A 17,128-nucleotide genomic window follows, 5' to 3' on the forward strand; every position below is an offset into this window, starting at 1 on the left:
CAAGCTCACAAGGGCTTGTTTTTCCTGCTTTTGTGTTTCAAAATCGTAAAAAGAGAAATCCGACAGATGCATTCACTTATGAATTTTTTCACAAGTTATTGACAAATGCATGAATTTTCGTTACTATGTTGATGTATTGAGTGTCGTATGCGACACGTTACATTGAAAGAAAGACAGGTAGAGAAAAATGAGAAAAACTTATGTTGTTAGCGCTAAACGTAGTGCAATCGGTAGTTTCTTAGGATCTTTAACTACCGTAAAACCAGTTGATTTAGGGGCTACAGTAGTAAAGGCACTGCTGGAAGATGGAAAGGTTGCTCCTGAGCAGGTAGACGAGCTGCTGTGCGGGAACGTGCTGAGCGCTGGTCTGGGACAGAACATCGGACGTCAGGTTGCCCTTGCTGCAGGAATTCCGGAAAGTGTATGCTCACACTCCGTGAACATGGTATGTGGTTCCGGACTTCGTACCGTTATGGAGGGTGTTATGTCCATTCAGACAGGATTTAATGACATTGTCGTTGCCGGTGGTGTGGAATCCATGTCCGGTGCTCCTTACCTGATTCCTGCAAATACACGTACAGGAAACAAAATGGGAGATTTCAAGTGTGTAGACCATATGATCTACGATGCCCTGACAGATGCTATGAACGGTATCCACATGGGTGTTACGGCAGAGAACATTGCCAAGAAATACAATATCACACGTGAAATGCAGGATGCATTCGGTTATGCTTCTCAGCAGAAGGCTATCGCTGCTGTTGATTCCGGACGTTTCAAGGACGAAATCGTTCCTGTTGAAGTGAAGCTGAGAAAAGAAACAATCGTATTTGATACAGACGAGCATCCAAACCGCAAATCCACTCCTGAAAAGATGGCAAAGCTGCGTCCGGCATTCGTTAAGGACGGTAGTGTAACGGCTGCCAACGCATCCGGCATCAACGATGGTGCTTCCTTCGTTCTGCTGGCAAGTGAAGAAGCTGTCGAAAAATACAACCTGACTCCGCTGTGCGAGGTAGTCGGCATCGGTCAGGGTGGTGTGGATCCGTTAACAATGGGTCTGGGACCTACTCCGGCAATCCGCAATGCATTGAAATATGCAGACATGAAGCTGGATGAGGTTGAACTGGTAGAGCTGAATGAAGCATTTGCCGCTCAGTCTTTAGGTGTTGTACACGAGCTGGTGGAAGAGCACGGAATCGATCGTGAAGCATTCCTGGAAAAAACGAATGTAAACGGTGGAGCAATCGCTCTGGGTCACCCGGTTGGTGCGTCCGGAAACCGTATTCTGGTTACACTGATTCACGAAATGATCAAGCGTGATGCGAAATCTGGTCTTGCATCTCTGTGCATCGGTGGTGGACAGGGTACCGCTGTTATCGTAAAGCGCCCATAATATATAAGAAAAGAGGAACTCACACACGGCTCCTCTTTTTTTGTACCCGTTTATTTGAATTTATCTTTCTATAACATACATGCGCTCCCTTTACAAATCATCAAGGATCGGCAGACATAGTTATACCAGCAGAAAGATATGCGCAAGCAGATTGATTCCCATACACAGCAGGATACCAAGTACGGTTGGCAACAGAAAGCTGACGGCAGTCCATTTCCAGCTTTGTGTTTCCTTGCGTATGGTGAGCAGTGTAGTAGCACATGGAAAGTGTACCAGAGAGAACATTAGGGTGCAGATGGCGGTTACCCATGTCCAGCCGTTGTTGACGAACAGCTCCTTTAATACGGCAAGATCACCGATATCCGTCATCGATCCATTTGCCAGATACGCCATGATCATGATCGGTACAACGATTTCATTTGCCGGGAAGCCCAGAAGGAAGGCCAGCAGAATGACACCGTCCAGCCCCATCAGATGAGCAAAGGGATCCAGAAACAGCGATATATGCTGCAGCAGGCTTGCATCCTGAACCTGAATATTGGCCAGCAGCCAGATAATTGCTCCGGCAGGTATGGCAACACTCACTGCCCTGCCCAGCACGAACAGCGTACGGTCAAAGATGGAACGCACGATCACCTTGCCAAACTGCGGTCGCCGATACGGAGGAAGCTCCAGTGTAAAGCTTGACGGCACTCCCTTCAGCAGCGTTTTCGACAAAAAGCGTGAGGTGAGAAAGGTCAGGATGACACCAAATACAATAACGCCCGTCAACAGCAGTGTTGACAGAAGACCATTCCACGGTGCCGCCACCACCCCTGCAAAGAACATCGTAATAATACTGATCAGCGTAGGAAAGCGGCCATTGCAGGGTACAAAGGTATTGGTGATAATTGCAATCAGACGCTCCCGCGGACTGTCGATAATACGGGCTCCACTGACCCCGACGGCATTGCAGCCAAATCCCATACACATCGTCAGCGCCTGTTTCCCGCAGGTGCAGGCCTTTTGAAAGAAGCCGTCCAGATTAAAAGCGATTCGCGGCAGATAACCAAAGTCCTCCAGCAGTGTGAACATCGGAAAGAAGATTGCCATCGGCGGCAGCATAACGGAAATTACCCAGCCGCAGGTTTTCACGACTCCATCCACAATAAAGCTGGTGATATATGGATTCATACTCCAGGAGGCAAATAGCTGATGCAGCCATACCTGCAGATCCTCAAACATTCCTGAAAGCATTTCGCTTGGAACATTGGCTCCGGAAATGGTAATCCAAAATATTACAGATAACAATACGACCATCCATACCAGTCCCCAGCCTTTGCTGGTAACAACATGATCAATACGCATATCCCGGTTCTGGTAGGATGCATTGTTAAATATAATACATTCTTCACTGATTTCCCTTGCTCTTTCATGCAGGGCGTGTACTACGATATCTTCAAAGCGTTCATACAAATCCTTATCCTTTAAGCGAGCAATCTGTTTTTCCACCTCTGCCCTTGTTTCCTCCTGGTTTTCGATATCCTCATAAAACAGCGTGCTGTCAACCTCCGGATCCAGCAGCTTCAAGGCCGTGAAGCGTGTATTGAGCCGCCGTGTTTTCATAACATCAGCTACCGCAGCAATGGCCTGCTCCAGATCTTTGGCATAACGGACTGCAGCCCCTTGCGTATCACTTACACGGTTTCCCACCTCTTCAATGGCTTCCTTGACATCCTCAAAGCCCTCATGATTGCGTGCGCTCATTTCTACGACACGAACCTTCAAAAGCTTGGCAAGCTTTTCCGTATCAATCGTAATGTTCTTCTTTTTGGCTTCATCCATAAGATTTAAAACAAGTACGACATGATCTGTGATTTCCATCGTTTGCAGAACCAGGTTCAGGTTACGTTCAAGAACAGTGGCATCACAGATAACCAGGCACACATCGCATGGCTCAAAGCACACATAATTTCGTGTAACCTCCTCCTCACTGGAGTGTGCAAGCAGGGAGTAGGTTCCAGGAAGATCTATCATCTGATTCTGGCGATACCTATGTGTATAGTGTCCTTTCGCAAGCTCCACCGTTTTCCCCGGCCAGTTACCGGTATGCTGATTCATGCCGGTAAGCTCATTGAATACCGTGCTTTTACCAACATTGGGATTTCCAAGCAAAGCAATGGTATATCCCTTGCGCTGCTTCAAGTACATTTCATTGATATTGTCGTTCGCCTGAACGAGCTTTTCAAACAGCATATGCAGCCTCCTTCCCTTTTATCAGAATCCGCTCACTGTCTTCACTGCGTAAAGCGATTTTACAGCCCTTGATCAGATAGGCACGCATATCCCTGCTGGGACTTTCCAAAACCGGTGTCACTCCAGTGCCCGGTACGAACCCAAGATCCATCAGCCTGCGTTTCATCAAAGCTGTATGCTCGATATCTACCACAAAAACCTCTTCGTTGAGAACAGCATCTTTTAAACAGTTCATTTCTACCCTCCTGCACCTATACTATCAACCTACGGGCAAATGCGCCTCCACAAATGCCTACAACCACCATCTCCCTTTCCGTAAGCAGGCAGAAGCAGCAGCGTCAAAAAGTGGAGTTTCTCAGGTATGCTGCTTACAGGAGACTGTGCAAATACTTAAAAAAATGATAGAGGTACCCCAGCACATACGCAATAAAAGCTGACAGCATAAGCGGCTCTTTTGCTCAGCTTGCTGTCAGTGCCACATAGCTGTAATTTCTGCAATGTAAATGGAAGACTGCTTAGAAAGGTTCACTAAAAAAGGAATGCCGCCATGATATCACGCGAACACTCCTGTCTGTATTTATGAGTTGCTTTTCATGCTTACCCAGCTTTGCTCTTAAGAAGCTCCATATCGCTGCTCATATGTGCCAGATCCTCACGTATAGCGATATGCTGTGGACACAGTGCTTCACATTTCCCGCATTTCTTACACTGGCTGCTTCTTTCTTCCTCCTTCATTTCTTCAAAATAACGTTTTCTTGCCACTTCCGTATTTCCATATTTTGCATGCTCATTCCAGATGCGGAAATTCTTTGGAATATCCAGACCAAATGGACACGGCATACAGTACGCACAGCCTGTACAGCCGTTCATCGTTCTCGCCTTGATTTCTTCTGCGATTTCCTTAATCAACCCCTGCTCCGCTACGCTCAGCGGTTTAAAATCTTCAAAGGTTGACAGGTTATCGAGCACCTGCTCCATGGTGGACATGCCACTGAGTACCACCTTAACATTTGGCTTACTGGCTACCCAGCGAAGCGCCCAGGAGGAGATGCTGCTATTGGGTGCAGCCTCCTTTAAGCGTGAAGCAAGATCCTGTGGCAGCTTGGAAAGCGAGCCGCCCTTCACCGGCTCCATGATGACCATCGGAATTCCCAGTTTCTCAGCCAGGGCATAGCCGCGATCTCCGGCCTGCTCTTGTGTATCCACATAATTATACTGTATCTGGCAAAAATCCCATTTGCGATAAGTCAGTATCTCTTCAAATACGTCGTATTCATCATGAAAGGAAAAGCCGAAATTCCGTATTTTTCCCTGCGCTTTTAATTCTTCACAATATGCAAGAATGCCCAGCTGCTTTGCTTTTTCCCATTTCGCCTTATCTACCGCATGGAGCAGATAAAAATCCACATACGTTACATCAAGGCGCTTCAGCTGATTTTCAAACATCGCTTTCGCATCCTCCAGCGTGTTCAAATCCCAAAGCGGCAGCTTTGTTGTCAGATAGTAGCTGCTTCTATCGTATTTTTTCAGCACACGGCCTACAAACGGTTCACTATCTCCATGATGATACGGAAACGCTGTATCGATATACTTCACACCATGTGCGATTGCGGTATCCAGCATCCGTTCAGCTTCCGCCTCATCAATCTTCCCCTGTGCATCCAGCGGGAAACGCATACATCCAAATCCCAGCAGGGATGGCTGATACTCCTCATTCAGCTCTCTGTATTCCATACTTCAAACTCCTCCTTTAACCAGCATCTTATAATACCTATATTATAAACGCAGAGGAAGAAAAAGGAAACAGAGCAGGCAAAAATATCTTACAAAAAGCTGTCCGACACTTACAATGGTGTTTCAAAATGCAGGATACAGTTCAGGGAAAGCTATTGTTTCCTTTGCAAGCCATCCTATCTGAACAATGAAAGCTGCAAATCATCAAAATAACTGGGGCACATCCCTTGCTTGCTATGCTGTCTATAGGGTCTGATTTGTCAATGCTGCGATCTCATAACGAGTATCTGAGAAATAAAAAAAGGATAGAAATCATCCAATCAAAGCTTGGTTTCTACCCATTCGCTCGGTGACTGCAGATAGATGTTTCGATTAACAGGCTGTTTAAACTCATCGTTCATTGACTTCCTGTATTTTTCAAGAAACGCAGTTCTCTGTGAAAACGGCCTGCACCTTAAGCCTGTTACAACACACAAGGCACTGGATCTCCATGGCATGTATACCCTGTATCATATCAGGATATTATTTCTATTCATACAGACGCTGCAGCCACGTTATGTTCTTGTTTATAAGCACTTAATTCCTGCAGGTCATACGGTGTCATCTGATATACGTAATTCAGCCAGTTGCGATACAACAGATTTGCATGAGAACGCCATGTTAAAACAGGCTCCTGCTGTGGATCATCCTCAGGGAAATAATTAAAGGGAAGCTGAATTTCCTTACCCTGCGAAAGATCGCGGAAATATTCCTGCGCCAGTGTTTCCTTGCCATATTCCAGATGCCCCAGGATATAAATTTCCCGGAAATCTCCGGTCGCAACAATATTGCTGCCGGTTACATCCGAGCGGGATAAAATTTCAAGGGCTTCCTGCTTAGCCAGTGCATGTTCATCAATGGCAGTATGGCGGGAATGCGGCGTGTAATGTATTTCATCAAAGCCATTTGTCAGAAAATTGTATTCATCACATAACGTTTGCGGATAAATACCAAATACCTTCTGCTTCATCAAATGCTTCTGAATATGATAATGATAATACAATCCTGCCTGTGCACCCCAGCAGATATGCAGCGTGGAGTACACATGAGTTTTGCTCCATTCCATGATTTCACAAAGCTCGTCCCAGTAATCGACATCCTCAAATTCCAGATGCTCCACCGGTGCACCGGTTATAATCAAACAGTCATAACGGTTCTTTTTCAGCGTCGAAAAATCATCATAGAACTTCAACAGATGATCAGCACTCGTGTTTTTGGAAACATGATTGCTGACCATCATAAAATCGATATCCACCTGTAATGGGGATTTGGATATCAGACGCAGAATCTGTGTTTCCGTTTCAATTTTTTTTGGCATCAGATTGAGGATAACAATTCTCAGCGGGCGGATATCCTGCTTTCTAGCTACATCCTCTTCCAGTGCAAAGATTTTTTCACTTTCCAGAATCTGCTTGGCTGGCAGGCCATTCGGTATATTGATCGGCATGCTGTTTCATCTCCTATATCTGTGCGAACGCCTGTGTTAAATCTTCCAGGATATCATCAATATGCTCTATCCCGCAGGACAGTCGAATCAATCCCGGTGTGATACCGCAGTTTACCAGCTGTTCATCCGTAAGCTGCCGGTGTGTTGAGCTTGCCGGATGCAGAATACAGGTGCGAATATCCGCAACATGGACTTCCAGAGATACCATCTTCAAATGATCGATGAAAGCAGCTGCGCGCTCTCTTCCTCCCTTGATGGAGAAGGAAATAACGCCACAGCATCCCTTCGGCAGATATTTTTGTGCCAGGGCGTGATATTTATTCTGCTTGAGACCCGGATAGTTTACAAATTCCACCGCGTCCTGTGATTCCAGAAATTCAGCCGTTCTTTGTGCATTCGCACAATGACGTTCCATACGGACTGCCAGCGTTTCCAGCCCCAGATTCAACAGGAATGCAGAATGCGCAGCCGGATAACAGCCCAGATCACGCATCAGCTGAACTCTGGCCTTGGTGATATAAGCTGCTTCCTTGAAGGTATCCGTATACACGATACCATGATAGGAGGCATCCGGTGTGCTCAGACCCGGGAATTTGCCGTTTGCCCAGTTGAAGGTTCCCCCGTCAACGATAACACCGCCAATCTGCAGGGCATGTCCATCCATATATTTTGTTGTGCTGTGAATGACGATGTCCGCACCGAAACGAAACGGCTGACACAGGACAGGCGTCGCAAAGGTATTATCGACAAACAGCGGAATATCATGTGCATGTGCGACACTGGCAAATTTCTCAATATCCAGTACATTCATGGCAGGGTTTGCCATAATCTCTCCAAATACCGCTTTCGTATTCGGGCGAATCAGCTTTTCGATTTCCTCTGCAGCCGCATCCGGATCCACATAGGACACTTCGATGCCGAATTTTCGGAAGGTGATAGACAACAGATTGACTGAACCTCCGTAAATGGTAGAGGAAGCAACCAGATGGTCTCCGCTTTCCAGCACATTCATTAAAGCAAGGAAGGTTGCGGACTGTCCGGATGTTGTACAAAGTGCTCCGACACCACCCTCCAGTGCTGCGATTTTTTTCTCTACCGCATCCACCGTCGGATTGGAGATACGGGAATACATGTGTCCCTCCGCTGTCAGATCAAACAGCTGTCCGACAAAGTCTGTAGAGTCATATTTATAGGTCGTACTCTGGTAAATCGGCAGAACACGAGGTTCTCCGTTTTTCGGTTCATAGCCTGCATGCAGACATTTCGATTCAATTTTCATTACAATTACCTCACCTTTCACTGCGTATTATTTTACTATTTTTATGAAAATTATTCAATCCGTAATGAAAAACTTTCAGAAATTTTAAAGAGATTTCACATATTCCAGAACTTTCATAATTTCCATGCTCTGCCGCTCTCCCAGAATCGGGCTCTCCAGCAGCCCCTGCTGTATGCATGCCGCCGCATGCTCCACCTCTCCGGTAAAGTCGGATTTCATGTCAACCTCGATGGGGGTACAGATACCATCCCTTTTTAGAATCGCTCGGGTATTCTTCCAGAAGTTTTCTGTCTCAATGCTTCCCTTACTGCCATACAACACTCCGCGGTTATCCATCCACTGCTTCCAGCCGCTGCGCACACTGGCAATTACGCCGTTATCGTAGGTGAGCAATGCCTGTGTGAACATATCATAGCCCCCTGCTGCACAATCCTTGACCGCCTGAATGTCAGAGATACATCCATCGGAAAACCAGTTCGCATAACAGATCGGATACACACCGACATCATAGACGCTGCCGCCTGCTTCTTTAGAGAAGCACCAGTGATCCTCCTCCATTTCTGAAAGATCGATTGGATAGGAATAGCTGCCCTCCACATACCGCAGCTGTCCAATCACTCCTTCCTTCACCAGCTGCTTGAGTTTTCTGTTCAGCGGCGTAAATAATGTCTTTTCTGCTTCCATCAGAAACAGATTGCTGCTGCGTGCCAGCTCAAAGCACTCCTTTAGCTGCTCAGCATTCGCCACCAGCGGCTTTTCACATAAAACATGCTTTCCATGGCGCAAAGCGTTTTGAATATGCTCGAAATGCAAATGATTTGGTGTGCATATATATACCATCTCCACCTGCGGATCCTGCAGGAGTCTTTCATAGCTGTCATAAATTTTCTGAGCTCCATATAGTCTCTGAAATTCCCCTGCTTTTTCTAAGGAGCGTGAGCCAACCGCATACAGCTCTGCGTTTTCTGCATAGCAGATTCCCTTAGCTACTCGATGCGCAATCTGCCCCAGACCCATAATTCCTACACGTATCATCGTATGTCCTCACTTTCTGCTCTAATTTTATCGCACTTTTGTATAATAGAAAAGGTAAATATTTTCCAATTATGATAGAATAAAGATATCATACGACAGGAGGAGATTCAATGAAATATGAAATTATCGGCGGACAGCTGCCGGCCGTTGTCTGCAAGCTGGATCGCGGGGAAAAAATGTTTACTGAATCCGGTGGAATGTGCTGGATGGAAGAAGGGTTCTCTATGGATTCCAATACCCGTGGAGGGCTGCTGAAGGGACTGGGACGTGCCATGTCCGGCGAGTCTATTTTTCTAACCACGTATACCAGCAGTCACGACCATGCGGAAATCGCCTTCGGCTCCAGCTTTCCAGGTAAGATTCTGCCGGTTACCCTGCATGATGGAAAGACGCTCATTGTTCAGAAAAACGCCTTTCTTGCTGCAGAGGACGGTGTGAATCTACAGGCACATTTCCGCAAAAAGCTGGGTACCGGATTTTTCGGCGGTGAGGGCTTTGTCTTACAGAAGCTGACAGGAAACGGTACAGCCTTCCTTGAGATAGATGGAGATATCATCGAAAAAACACTGGCTCCCGGTGAAACCTTGCAGGTGGATCAGGGGTATATCGCCGGATTCGAGGAATCTGTACACTTTGATATCACAACGGTAAAGGGATTGAAAAACAAGTTTTTCAGTGGTGAAGGGATGTTCCTTGCGACGTTAAGCGGTCCCGGCAAAATCTGGCTGCAGACAATGCCATTCAGTGTTTTGGCAGACCGTGTAATTTCTCTGGTGCCTAAAAATTAACCAAACACCTTCTCATATGCTGCATAAAAGTGTATGAGAAGGTGTTTTTATCAGGCCGTGGTTGATATCCAAATCTCTTGCAGTATAAACGATGGAAACAGCAAGATAAACAGCTTTTACAGATTTGAAAGGGATATGCGTATATCAGAGCTATCGTAACGAGGTTTTCTTCCGGTAAAAGTAATGCCTTGGTCAATATTCACCATTGACATTTGGAGAAACTCATAAAACCATAACGTGAGTGAGTATCAGGCTATAACAAATCAATCCCCAAGATATCTCTTGTATTTTTACAGGCTCTCACAGAGGAATAGGAGCCTATCGGTAAAAAAAACGAAAAAAATTAAAAAAAGTGTTGCATAAACTAAAAAAATAGTGTATATTATTAGAGCAATCAAGAGATGCGGGTGTAGTTCAATGGTAGAACTTCAGCCTTCCAAGCTGACTACGTGAGTTCGATTCTCATCACCCGCTCCATATATCAAATAAGCCGATAATTATCGGCTTTTTTTGTGCTTTTTGAAAACTTGACCAACGATTTGACCAACTTTATGGCTGTACTGAAGAACACCTGCGTGTTTAGACAAAAGCGTAGCTTCCTTTACAGATAAGGGTATTTCTAGATACAGCCCTTAAAGGCTTCCGATTCTATAGCCACTCAAAAATCACAGAGAACCCTACCGTTTTTTTATACAGAAATATGCAGCATAAGAGAAAGTGCGCAAAAGCAGGCTGTCTACATGCTGCCATCGCTATCAATACGCTGATGCACATCTTATTTTATTCTTATATTACAGAGCTTTAAGTTCTAAACACAAACTTTTCTATCCTTCTAAGCGATATGTTCGCCCTTCAGAAAGCGTTTATAAAACAAAGGAGATGCCGTATAATTCATTTGAAAATGGTGATAAGTAATCAGCGGGAGTCATGAAGCATTTGATTTTCGCTTTTTCTTATCAGGATGTGCCTTATGAAAAAAACAAAGCGTATTCTTTTATCATAAATCATGGAATACTTTGCGGAATACCAGCAGCAGGTACCATCCTTTTTACGTTTTTTCATCTCGAAATAGCCATGCGGTTCCCCGGACAGCATCGCATTATAAAAGCGTATGAATTCCGGTATGCTTCCTCTCTCTACCGTACCGTCTTTCACAATACTCATTGGCACTTCATACATAATCTGCGAAAGGTCAAAGTCTTCGCTGATCTGCGGTGGCAGCGTTAACCTGCATTCCTCAATATCAAAGGTATACATCAGCTGATCCTACTGCTGCCTCCCTTTTACTATATCGAATGTCTGCAGTATTGTATTGCAATGTTTAGGTAATCTGTAATTTATGGAGCTGCAGGACAATCACAAATGGCAAATTTCTCACAGCCATGTCTCTGCTTCTAAACATCAGAAGACCGATCTGGAGAAGAATTCTTAACAGATAAATCCCAGAATCATGAAAAAAGGATCCATATCATCGTAAAAAAGATGAAAGTGACCCTTTTTGTTTATCCTGTTGTTTTTTCGTCAAAGCAGGAAGAAATCTTCAGTAACCCCAATCTTCTGCAGGTTGGGCGAAAGCTTCAACTGCTGATAACTGCTTTCTAAACGTGTATGGACTTATCAGCGAAGCATTGTTTTTGCTGCGACTGCGAGAACCTTTGGATTTTTATGATACGGTGTCACCGGGCACAGCTTCTTCTCAATACCAAGCAGTCCGTAAACTGCCATACGTGCTGCGCGTACAGAATATTCCTCCGTGAATACCATATCCTCCGGAATCTCCACAAATTGTGAAATCATGGCAAAATTGGTAGAGCCGCTTGGGATAACCAGCGGACGATCACTCATCGCTCTTGGCTGGAATTGTGAATCGATATACGGCATCATGCATGGGATGACGTTCACTACGGATTCCATGATATCCTTCGTATTCTCTTCAAAATGCAGATGGTGAATCAGCTCCATCAGGATTTCCTCACCGCTGCACTCCCGCATCGGTTTTTTCACGTAATCACCAAGCGCATCCGTATACAGGCCATAGCCCCAGAAAATTGTTGTATTGGCATCCTGTGCCTTGAAATGAGGCTGTGCTGCCACTACAATGGACATCAGCCAGCTGGAATCCTTAAAGGTCATAAGTGCACCACTGCCCGGAATATTGCCGGAGAACTGCTCAATCATTTTCAGCATCCTGTTCCCTTTCATTGTGACAGTGAAGCTCTCCCAATTGGTCTCCTCCGGCTTACCAAAGAATGGCGTTGGATCGCCCAGAACCGGCTTCTTTTCTGCAACTCGTTTCCACAGCTGCGCTGAAATCGGATCCTTTGGTTCATAAGGTGCCGGTGTTTTAAAGTCACCAAGCGTTGCACAATCCGTCATACAGCCATTTGTCATAATACATAAATCACTGTCCTCCAGATGGATGGTGCGCTGTTTTCCATTTTCCAAGAGATGAATATCTGTAACTGTTACACTGTCTTCCTTAAAATCCAGATCCTCGACAACAGCACGAATGCTGAAGTCCACACCAAAGCCCTCCAGATATGCCTTTAACGGAAGAATCACAGATTCATACTGGTTGTATGGTGTTCTGGTTACTCCCTCAAGCGTTTCAATACGTGGAAACTCCAGAATCATACGATTCATATACCGGCGGAATTCAAATGCACTGGACCATTTCTGAAAAGCAAAGGTTGTCTGCCACATATACCAGAAATTTGTAGTGAAGAAGTGCGGACTATCCTTAAACCACTGTTCAATGGTTACATCATCCAGCTTTTCTTCCGGTGTTGCAAGCAGCTTTGTCATCAGAAAGCGGTCGGTATTGTTAAACTGCATGCTGCGCACATCCTGAATCACGCCATAACGATCCACCAGTCTGGCCTGCGCATGCGTTGGATGCAGGTGATCAAAATTCAATATTTCTTCGGTCACACTTTTTCCCGGCCAGTCCAGAGAAGGAATGGAGGAAAACAAGTCCCAGAAGTTCTCATAGGTTTCCTCATTCAGCATTCTGCCCCCGCGGCAGACAAACCCATTCTGCATCGTCCCTGCACCGTCATTGCTTCCGCCAAGGATGCTCATCCCTTCCATGATATGAATATTCTCTCCATGAAAGCTGCCATCCTGAATAAGGTAAGCCGCTGCCGATAAGGAAGCCAGACCGCCGCCAATCAGATAGGCCTGCCGTTCCCCTTCTCTTCCGCTGCTCACCATGCTCTGGGCACTCTGTTCGCGTTTCTTCGTAACATGACGCACTGCCGTTGCTGCTGCAATACCCGCTGCAGCAGCCGCTGCACCTGCAGCAAGTTTCTTTGTCTGTCTCTTCATACAAATCTCCTCCTATGTTTTGATATACATATGCTACTTCTATCTGGTTTCAGTATAGCGCGTTTTCATGCCTGTGTATTTATACAGTTTTAATACTTTGTCTGTTTTCTTTTAGTATATGAAAAAAAGCGAAAGCCATGCGCCTTCGCCGTCACATATTTAACTTTTTACGCATGCGTTCCGAGTTACTCGCATACATCAGTGCAGCTTCCTTATCAATTCTGCCTGCTTCATACAGCTTCATAAGACTCTCATCCATGGTTATCATTCCCTGATCCCTTCCTGCAATCATGGAATTTTCCAGCTGATGAATTTTTCCTTCCCTGATTTGCGTACGAATCGCCGGATTGACGATCATAATTTCAAAAACAGGTATGATACCCCCATCCGTGGCCGGCACCAGCTGTTCACTGATAACAGCATGCAGCGTCATGGACAGCTGTACGCGAATCTGCTGCTGCTGTTCACTTGGAAATACATCAATCATGCGGTCAATGGTATTGGCTGCCCCCATGGTATGAAGGGTCGATAAAATTAAATGTCCGGTCTCTGCGGCAGTAACTGCCGTATTGATCGTCTCAAGATCCCGCATTTCTCCAACCAGTATGACCTCCGGGGCTTCCCGCAGGGCAGAACGCAGCGCGTTTAAATAATCCTGTGTATCGTGATACACCTCCCGCTGAGAAACAATGCTTTTTTTATGGGCGTGCAGATATTCAATCGGATCTTCTATCGTTATGATATGTACGTTGCGGCTTTCGTTGATTTTATCAATGATGCAGGCGAGCGTCGTTGATTTTCCGCACCCAGCCGGTCCGCTTACCAGAATCATTCCCTTTTTCACCGCCGCAAGAGATGTGATGACCTGTGGTATATTCAATTCAACAGGATCGGGAAGTTCAAAGCGGACAACGCGCAGAACCGCTGCCTGCGAATTTCTCTGCAGATAGACATTGCAGCGAAACCGCCCGACATCCGGTATGGAAAAGGAAAAATCATCATCCTTTTTTTTGAGAAAATCCTCATAGGTATTCTGCAGCGCATACTGATAAATTTCCTGAATCAGCTGAGCTGTGTCATTGGGCATCAGCCTGGTTTCCTGCATGGAGTGAATTTCTCCATTGATTTTAAAGGCATATGGATGCCCTGCTACTAAAAATATATCCGAAGCATCCCTTGCGATTGCTTCCTTCAGCATCTGTTCGATTGTCACCATCACAGTGCATCTCCCTTCGTAATTGTTTTCCATGCTTTTATATGAACAGCACTTCCCTGCTTCTGCAATCTCAGCTGCAGCTGCTGTGCATCCTGAACCGGTATTGTCACAAGCAGCTCATCCTGCTCCCAATCCGTTTTCATCGCATATTCCTGCAGCAGCGACTGCACCCTGCTTTGTTTCAGACTTTGCTGCAGGGTTTGCTTTGGATACTGCCGGAGTTCATCAATCAGCAGCTGTGCTCCCGCATCACTTTTGGCAACTGCCTCCTGATACAGCTTCTCTCGCTGTGCAATTTTTTCGTTTTGTAATGAGCGTGTGTACGAAAGTACTGACAAGATCATCATACACAAAACGACGAAAATCATGAAGATACTGGATGCTCCCAGACCAATCTGCACGCCGCGCTTTTCAAGCTTCATTTTTGAACGCCCCCTTCCAGCAGAAAGGGAAGACGTACAAGCTCTTTGTCATCGCGGTAAATACAAAGCTCACAAAGTGCCCGACCACTTTTTTCAACCGCTTTCTTCTGTTCAATTTCAACCCGATAATATCCTGCCTGCGAAGATGACCGGTTTCCGTTCTCATCCAAGTAAAAGATTTTCTTCTGCATTGCCTGCTGTACCTGGGGAATCTTTCGCTGTGCCACCAGATTTTCTCCATATTGCAGCGCATTCCGCGTATCTGCAGCCAGATTATTTTTATCCTTTGCCGTTCCCAAAACGAGCACACAAACCGCACTCGCCAGGGTAAAGAAGAAAAGCACAAAGATGAGCTCCATCAGAAACGATATCGATTTATTTGCATGACTCTCCCGCATAGCGCTTCCTCCTTACTCACTCTTCAGCTCCATCATCATACGGCTGGCTTTCCCCTGCTCATCGTGGATGCTCACTTGCAGCAGACCTCCATTTTCCTGTGCTTCAAAGTCATAAACGGTAAACAGTGATGTCCCTGCAGAAAGCATCGGCTTCACTTCCTCACTCGCATACAGCTCCCGCAGCTTTCCCTCATATTCATATATATAGGTAACAATACGTTCTTTCTTATCGTGTATTACAATCGCATCCGTGTCCTCCAGCTGTCTCACAGATACGGCCCCGTCTTCATCCGCACTTCTAATTTTTGCGCGAAGATATGCCAGGGGTGTATGCATACGCTCGACCTCTTCCCCCTGCTTAATGATAGCCTGATAGCTTCCGGTCTGAAACAGAAGCACCAGAAACGCACAGATTACAAATACAGTAAATAACGATAGAGAGAACAAAATATCAATGGAATGTCGTTGTTTCATGGCTGTTCACTCCTTGGATACACATCCGTATCCGGCATGATATTTGCCCCGATGTAATGATAGCGGATGCGATAGGCATCCTCCTGTATATACAAACCATAGTGCTGCTTCAGATACTCCAGCGACTGGGGGTATGCGCCCTCGATACTGTAGCATTCCAGTGCTGCCTTCTGAATTGCCTCCTTAGCACGCTGTGCATCCTCCCTGCTGAGTCCGCTGTCAGCTGTCGAAAATCCGTAATAGAGCATGACCAGGATTCCCATGAACATAAAAAGCTGCAGACCCAGCATTTTTTTCTTATGTTTCATCATCCGATGGATGACATAATGCTCATCAGCGGCAGCATGACAGAGAGCAGTATGATTCCTACGATTACAGATAAAACAATCACAATGACAGGTTCAATGGTATTCAGGAAGGTTGAGATACTGGTATCCACATCCTTCTCGTATAGGGTGCTCACCTTCTGCATGACCTCATCACTTTTTCCGCTGTGAAAGCCGGTGATGATCATACTCGCATATACTCCCTGATAAAGCGCCTGCTCGCGCAGACATTGCGAAAAGCTTTTCCCCTCCTGCATATCACTGCGGCAGGCATCAATTTTCTTTTGAACCGCCTCATCCCCGACAACATCCGTAAGATACCCCAGCGCCTCCTCCATTTCATACCCGCTCGTAATGAACAGCGACAGCGCATAGGTCATTTTCGCCATGACCATGTTATGGTAGAGCCGCTTTGTCATAAACAGATGGGAAAGGAACGATTTACCTCCTGATTTTCTAAAGGTCACTGCAAGTAGAATCCCCCCCAGCAGGAACAGTGTCAGTATGATAAAGGAGGCTGTGGCAAACAGCTGTCCAAAGCGCATCATGGAGGCGGCCGTCCCCTGAAGGGCAGCTCCCATATGCAAAAGAACCTTTTCAAATATTGGCAGAACCTTCCATACGATAATGCCGACTACCGCCCACATCATCAATAACAGAATCGAGGGATAGGTCAGTGCCTCCTTCAAGGATTGCTTCAGGTCACTGCTGCGCTCATAATATAGCGCCAGCTCCTTCATAACATTATCGAGATGACCGCTGATTTCCCCGATTTCAACCATTTTCTTGGCATACGTGTCGAAATACGGAGCCTCTTCCAGCGCCGCGCTGAAGGAACCTATGACATGTACCTTTTCCAGCAGACATGCGGCAGCCTCCTTCATATGCGGATTATCCGTATCGTCCCCTATAATTTCCAGCCCCTCCTCGACAGATAGTCCGCCTGCGAGAATCATCGACATCTGGGTACAGAAATCAAACATCTCCTCAGAGCGTAATGTTGTATGTGTCATAC

General features: G+C 45.9%; 16 protein-coding genes and 1 tRNA gene. 3 read left to right on the forward strand and 14 right to left on the reverse strand.

Annotation, left to right across the window (positions count from 1 at the left end):
• Positions 1–187 precede the first annotated feature (187 nt).
• Positions 188–1,393 carry an acetyl-CoA C-acetyltransferase gene (locus KSZ58_RS12385; protein WP_008819296.1) on the forward strand — a complete coding sequence of 402 codons (1,206 nt, stop codon included), beginning with the start codon at positions 188–190 and terminating at the stop codon, positions 1,391–1,393.
• A gap of 120 nt (positions 1,394–1,513) precedes the next feature.
• On the opposite strand, the gene feoB is transcribed toward KSZ58_RS12385, so the two are convergent.
• The 6 genes from feoB to KSZ58_RS12415 form a co-directional block, all read right to left on the reverse strand.
• Positions 1,514–3,628: a ferrous iron transport protein B gene (gene feoB / locus KSZ58_RS12390; RefSeq protein ID WP_008819297.1), complete on the reverse strand. Its 2,115-nt coding sequence runs from the start codon at positions 3,626–3,628 to the stop codon at positions 1,514–1,516.
• The gene (locus tag KSZ58_RS12395) at positions 3,618–3,863 is read right to left on the reverse strand and encodes a FeoA family protein (RefSeq protein WP_008819298.1); all 246 of its coding nucleotides are present in this window, start codon (positions 3,861–3,863) and stop codon (positions 3,618–3,620) included. Before KSZ58_RS12395 ends, feoB begins: the two co-directional genes overlap by 11 nt.
• A gap of 362 nt (positions 3,864–4,225) precedes the next feature.
• Positions 4,226–5,362, reverse strand: a complete 1,137-nt coding sequence (locus tag KSZ58_RS12400; RefSeq protein ID WP_002611464.1) for an aldo/keto reductase — start codon at positions 5,360–5,362, stop codon at positions 4,226–4,228.
• Positions 5,363–5,894: 532 nt separating this feature from the next.
• Entirely contained in the window at positions 5,895–6,848 is a 954-nt protein-coding gene (gene metA / locus KSZ58_RS12405) for a homoserine O-succinyltransferase (RefSeq protein ID WP_002611466.1), read from the reverse strand.
• Between the two features lie 13 nt (positions 6,849–6,861).
• A complete protein-coding gene (locus KSZ58_RS12410) occupies positions 6,862–8,127 on the reverse strand; it encodes an O-acetylhomoserine aminocarboxypropyltransferase/cysteine synthase family protein (protein WP_008819300.1) in 1,266 nt (421 codons plus the stop codon).
• An 84-nt stretch (positions 8,128–8,211) separates the two neighbouring features.
• Positions 8,212–9,162, reverse strand: coding sequence for a Gfo/Idh/MocA family protein (locus KSZ58_RS12415; protein WP_008819301.1), 951 nt, complete (start codon positions 9,160–9,162; stop codon positions 8,212–8,214).
• Between the two features lie 110 nt (positions 9,163–9,272).
• Here KSZ58_RS12415 and KSZ58_RS12420 point away from each other — a divergent pair, with 110 nt between their 5' ends.
• Both KSZ58_RS12420 and KSZ58_RS12425 read left to right on the forward strand, forming a co-directional pair.
• On the forward strand, positions 9,273–9,950 hold the full coding sequence (locus KSZ58_RS12420; RefSeq protein WP_008729216.1) for a TIGR00266 family protein: 678 nt from the start codon (positions 9,273–9,275) through the stop codon (positions 9,948–9,950).
• A 403-nt stretch (positions 9,951–10,353) separates the two neighbouring features.
• Positions 10,354–10,427, forward strand: a tRNA-Gly gene (locus KSZ58_RS12425).
• 438 nt (positions 10,428–10,865) lie between these two features.
• Here KSZ58_RS12425 and KSZ58_RS12430 read toward each other — a convergent pair.
• From KSZ58_RS12430 to KSZ58_RS12465, 8 genes are all read right to left on the reverse strand, one after another.
• Positions 10,866–11,207, reverse strand: a complete 342-nt coding sequence (locus KSZ58_RS12430; RefSeq protein ID WP_008817457.1) for a hypothetical protein — start codon at positions 11,205–11,207, stop codon at positions 10,866–10,868.
• Between the two features lie 360 nt (positions 11,208–11,567).
• Positions 11,568–13,277: an oleate hydratase gene (locus KSZ58_RS12435; protein WP_008817458.1), complete on the reverse strand. Its 1,710-nt coding sequence runs from the start codon at positions 13,275–13,277 to the stop codon at positions 11,568–11,570.
• 151 nt (positions 13,278–13,428) lie between these two features.
• Positions 13,429–14,493, reverse strand: coding sequence for a type IV pilus twitching motility protein PilT (locus KSZ58_RS12440; RefSeq protein ID WP_008817459.1), 1,065 nt, complete (start codon positions 14,491–14,493; stop codon positions 13,429–13,431).
• Positions 14,493–14,915 carry a hypothetical protein gene (locus tag KSZ58_RS12445; RefSeq protein ID WP_002610656.1) on the reverse strand — a complete coding sequence of 141 codons (423 nt, stop codon included), beginning with the start codon at positions 14,913–14,915 and terminating at the stop codon, positions 14,493–14,495. Before KSZ58_RS12445 ends, KSZ58_RS12440 begins: the two co-directional genes overlap by 1 nt.
• A complete protein-coding gene (locus KSZ58_RS12450; protein WP_002610654.1) occupies positions 14,912–15,313 on the reverse strand; it encodes a hypothetical protein in 402 nt (133 codons plus the stop codon). The genes KSZ58_RS12445 and KSZ58_RS12450 overlap by 4 nt, the downstream gene beginning before the upstream one ends.
• A gap of 12 nt (positions 15,314–15,325) precedes the next feature.
• The gene (locus KSZ58_RS12455) at positions 15,326–15,787 is read right to left on the reverse strand and encodes a DUF4860 domain-containing protein (protein ID WP_008817460.1); all 462 of its coding nucleotides are present in this window, start codon (positions 15,785–15,787) and stop codon (positions 15,326–15,328) included.
• Positions 15,784–16,098 carry a hypothetical protein gene (locus KSZ58_RS12460; protein WP_008817461.1) on the reverse strand — a complete coding sequence of 105 codons (315 nt, stop codon included), beginning with the start codon at positions 16,096–16,098 and terminating at the stop codon, positions 15,784–15,786. The genes KSZ58_RS12455 and KSZ58_RS12460 overlap by 4 nt, the downstream gene beginning before the upstream one ends.
• Positions 16,095–17,126, reverse strand: a complete 1,032-nt coding sequence (locus KSZ58_RS12465; RefSeq protein ID WP_008817462.1) for a type II secretion system F family protein — start codon at positions 17,124–17,126, stop codon at positions 16,095–16,097. The genes KSZ58_RS12460 and KSZ58_RS12465 overlap by 4 nt, the downstream gene beginning before the upstream one ends.
• Between the last annotated feature and the right edge of the window lie 2 nt (positions 17,127–17,128).

The sequence above is a fragment of the Erysipelatoclostridium sp. DFI.2.3 genome, assembly GCF_019132535.1.
Classification (GTDB): Bacteria; Bacillota_I; Bacilli_A; order Erysipelotrichales; family Erysipelotrichaceae; genus Clostridium_AQ; species Clostridium_AQ innocuum.